Consider the following 4,199-nt stretch of genomic DNA (forward strand, 5'->3'; position numbering starts at 1 on the left):
GCTTCCTGCAGCATTTTTCCGATTTTGCCGGCAGTACCTTTACCTGGATTTTAGATAATGTGGGCTGGGCTTTTATTCTTTTCTCCACCGTTTTCGTAATTTTTATTTTCACGGTGGCCTTTAGCAAATTTGGTTCCATTCGCCTCGGAGCAGCCGATGAACAGCCAGAATTCACCACTAAATCTTGGATAGCGATGATGTTTGCGGCTGGCATGGGAATCGGAATGATGTTTTTCGGAGCCGCCGAACCTCTGGCTTTTTATAGAGACGGCGTACCCATGCATGGCGCCAAAGAAGTCGGTACGGCGATGGCGCAAACTATCTTCCACTGGGGTTTACATCCGTGGGCTATCTATGCGGTACTAGCTTTAGCGATTGCCTATTCGACTTATCGAGTAGGACGGCGCCAACTTATTTCCGCTGCTTTTACTCCACTCATTGGCGAGAAACACGCTAACGGAGGAGTGGGAAGATTCATCGATTCGCTTTCTATTTTCGTCACCGTATTCGGCACTGCCAGCTCTCTCGGAGTCGGTACCCTACAAATTAGAGCCGGATTAGAAGCCTCTGGCTTAGTAAAAAATCCCGGCACCGCGCTAATAGTTGGAGTAGTTTCGGTGCTAACTTTAGCTTTTCTACTCTCGGCAATGTCAGGTGTAGGAAAAGGAGTGCGGATAATTTCCAACGCCAATATGGTTTTAGCGAGCGCCCTCGCAATAATAGTTTTTGTATTGGGCCCTACCGTAGCGCAGCTCAATATGCTCCCCAATACGCTGGGTAACTATATTCAAAACTTTTTCGAAATGGCTTCTCGCACCGGCACTTCTGCAGACGGTTCAGCCGGAGAATGGCTCTCCAGCTGGACGCTTTTCTACTGGGTATGGTGGATGTCTTGGTCGCCTTTCGTAGGCATGTTTTTAGCACGGATCTCGCGGGGGCGTTCCGTAAGAGAGTTCTGCCTCGGCGTACTGCTAGTACCCACCGGAGTCTCTGTTATCTGGTTCAGTATTTTCGGAGGAACTGCTATCTGGATGGAGCAGCACGGCAAATCCATCTATGGCTCCGGAATGGCTGAGGAGCAGCTCTTCAATTTACTGCATAATCTACCCGGCGGCTACGTGTGGGGAATCATCGCCCTGATTTTGCTGGCTACTTTCTTTATAACTTCCGCTGATTCAGCTTCTACCGTAATGGGATCTATTTCCCAAGGTGGCCGTACAAATGCTACTCCGGCAGTAAGCGGCTTATGGGGAGTGATGACGGCGCTTATCGGTTTAACGATGCTAATTTCTGGCGGAAATGCCGCTCTCAGCAATATTCAAAACGTCACTATTGTGGTTGCTTCGCCTTTCTTGCTGATTCTTATCGGATTGATGTTTGCCATTGTGAAAGATATGCGTAACGACGTAATCTATCTCGATTCTCGCGAACAAGAAAAATTCGCTCGGCAACTTGCTATTGAACGGCGGCATTTGCGGGAACAAGCCGAACGCACGGCTCAGCAAGCCAAAAGAAAGGGTATAAAACGCATTTATTTGCCTCGCACACAGCGTATCCGAAAAGAAAAGTAATCCGGCATAACTCCCAAAATCAGGGCTAAGTATTCTCGCAGTGCTGGCTGTTCTCAGCGCTTGTTACTCGGCAACGCTTGTTATTCTCCCCATTTTATTCTTGCAGCGCTTGTTATTCTGCGGCAATTGCCGCAAGAATATCGGTCTTAGCAGCCCGCCGAGCTGGGCTAATAGCGGCAAATATACCTACCACTATGGAACCCGCCAAACTAATTAGCAAAGTAGAATACGGGATTACTAATTTATTCAAACCGTCGGCGGCTAGCGACTGCTGGAGACCCCAGCCGAAAAGAATCCCTAAGCTCAAGCCTAAAATGGCTCCCAGCAACGCAATTGCCACCGATTCCAGGGTAATCATCTTGCGGATATTTCCCCGCGTCATTCCCACTGCCCGCAATAGCCCTATTTCGGTAGTGCGCTCGGATACGGAAAGGGTAAGAGTATTTACGATACCCAGCACCGCAATAATAATTGCCAGTGCGAGTAAGCCGTAAATAAGTGCCAACATTACGTCAATCATTTCCAGCTGTTGCTCGATATATTCACTCTTAGTTTCTACCGTAGCGAGCGGATAATCTGCCAGTATTTTCGATATTTCGGCTTTTACTGCCTCTATATCCTGTCCAGGCGCTGCATCTACAATGATGAGCGAGCTCCGATCCGGAGTTCCACTCTGCTGCAGAGTATCGATATCCGTAAGAATATTATCGAAGTGCACTCCCATTGGAGCAGTAAAGGTACCCACGATAGTGAGCATTAAACGACTATTACTTGTGCTCAACGCTACGGGGACGGTATCACCAATCTGCAGATTCTTTTTTGCAGCAAATTCTTCACTAACTACTGCTTCAGCTGCCGCATCTGCATAGATACGCCCAGCTGAGATCTTTAGAGAAAATGATTTTCCGAATTCTTTTTCGTCTTCTCCCTGTATAAGGCCAGAATCTTGCTTAATAAAACCATACTCGTACTGTATGCGGCGAGCTTCTTTCACTCCCGCTAGCTGTGCAATTTGCTGATACTTATCACTAGGAATATAGCTATTGTTAATCCCGCTAATAATCACATCGCCGTGCACCGAATCGTGAAAGATATCGTCTGTCGAAGCTCGCGTCGAGGCGCTGAGAATCGAAAGCGTGCCCACCAAGGCCATGCCAATCATAAGTGCAGTGGCAGTAGCGGCCGTACGAGCTGGCTGCCGTAGAGTATTTAACTCCGCCATATTTCCGATTGCGCCGAATAGTTTTTTATAAATTTTTCCTAATAGCCAAATAATCGGGCGCCCCAGCAAAGGCGAAATAGTGGCGGCCGCTAATAAAATAAATACCGAACCGACGCCGATAAATACTGATTTCTGAGTATCTTGTATAAATCCCCACAGAAAAAGTCCCGCTCCGAGGAAAGCCAAAATCGCTCCTCCGAGGAAACGCCAACGGAGACTTTTTTCCATGCTCACGTTCTGCCCCGTCATCGCCACTATCGGATCTACCCGCCCAGCGCGTTTGGCCGGTACCCACGCGGAAAACATCGTAAGCACTATCCCGATTCCAAAGGAAGCTACTACCGCTGCTCCGGTTATGCGCGGAACTAAGGTGCCGAGATCGTAGCCCGCTTTTGCCACCAGCTGGCTTATACCAGAAGCCAATCCCAACCCGAGCAATAGCCCGAGCGTAGCTCCCAGTACCGCCACTATAAATGCTTCGAGGAGCACCGATATCTGCACTTGCCGCTTTGAGGCGCCGAGGGCGCGATAGAGCGCTAATTCTTTTTCGCGTTGATTTACGATAATCGAGAAAGTGTTGAAAATTAGAAAAGCTGCTACTAGCAATGAGATACCGGCAAAGACGAGGAAGAAAGTATTCATGAAGCCCAGGGCTTTCTCTAAATCCTGTGCCGCATCTTTAGAAGCATCTTTTCCGTTCTCTGCTTCGTAGCCGGGTGGTAAAACCGAAGTCACCGCCGCAGAAATTTTTGTGATATCGCTTTTTTGATCAGTGACTACCCAGGCAGAAAAATATCCAGATTGCTGGCCGGGAAGAAGAATTTGCCGCGCCGCCGTATCGGTGAAGAAGGCATACGCAGCTCCTGAGGTACCGCCGGTACCCCACTTGCCGATTCCCACGAGAGTTTTCTCTACGGTAGCTGTAGGAGTGGCAATTTTAATTTTCTCCCCTAGTTGATAACCAGATTTTTGAAAGCTTAGGGGATCAATCATCACTTCTGAATCCGCGTGCGGAGCTCGGCCTTCTGCTACATATATGCCTTCTCGCCCCGCAAAAGCCGGAGCAGAAAAATAGTTGAAGCCGAGTCCAGGAGCTCCGTAGCTGGCAATCGCTTTACCGTCTTTACCGATCGTATAGACTCCCATTCCCATAATTGAGCCTTCGACCTGTTTAACTCCCGGCACTTGCCGAATTTTCTCTAAATCTGCGGCTTCTAGAGGTGCGAGCCTATTCTGCACTTCTCCTGCCGCAGCAGATTCAGCGCCAGCTGCACTTTTCGCACCTACATTTATATCCGACACCGTAGAGGAGATAATATTGCCGAAAGAATTGCGCAACATATCCGTAAACGTAAAAGAACCAGCTACAAAAGCCACTCCAAGTACTATGGAGATAAGGCTCATGA

2 protein-coding genes are annotated in these 4,199 nt (G+C 48.5%); one reads left to right on the plus strand and one right to left on the minus strand.

Annotated elements, in window-relative coordinates; all coding sequences use genetic code 11:
- On the plus strand, window positions 1-1,571 hold a 1,571-nt coding region (locus Q0X35_RS06065; RefSeq protein WP_297566551.1), incomplete at its 5' end, for a BCCT family transporter.
- 112 nt (window positions 1,572-1,683) lie between these two features.
- Here Q0X35_RS06065 and Q0X35_RS06070 read toward each other — a convergent pair.
- Window positions 1,684-4,199: ABC transporter permease (locus tag Q0X35_RS06070; RefSeq protein WP_297566554.1), on the minus strand; the 2,516-nt coding region annotated here is incomplete at its 5' end.

Origin of the sequence: uncultured Arcanobacterium sp., from assembly GCF_947253055.1 — a bacterium.
Classification (GTDB): Bacteria; Actinomycetota; Actinomycetes; order Actinomycetales; family Actinomycetaceae; genus Arcanobacterium_A.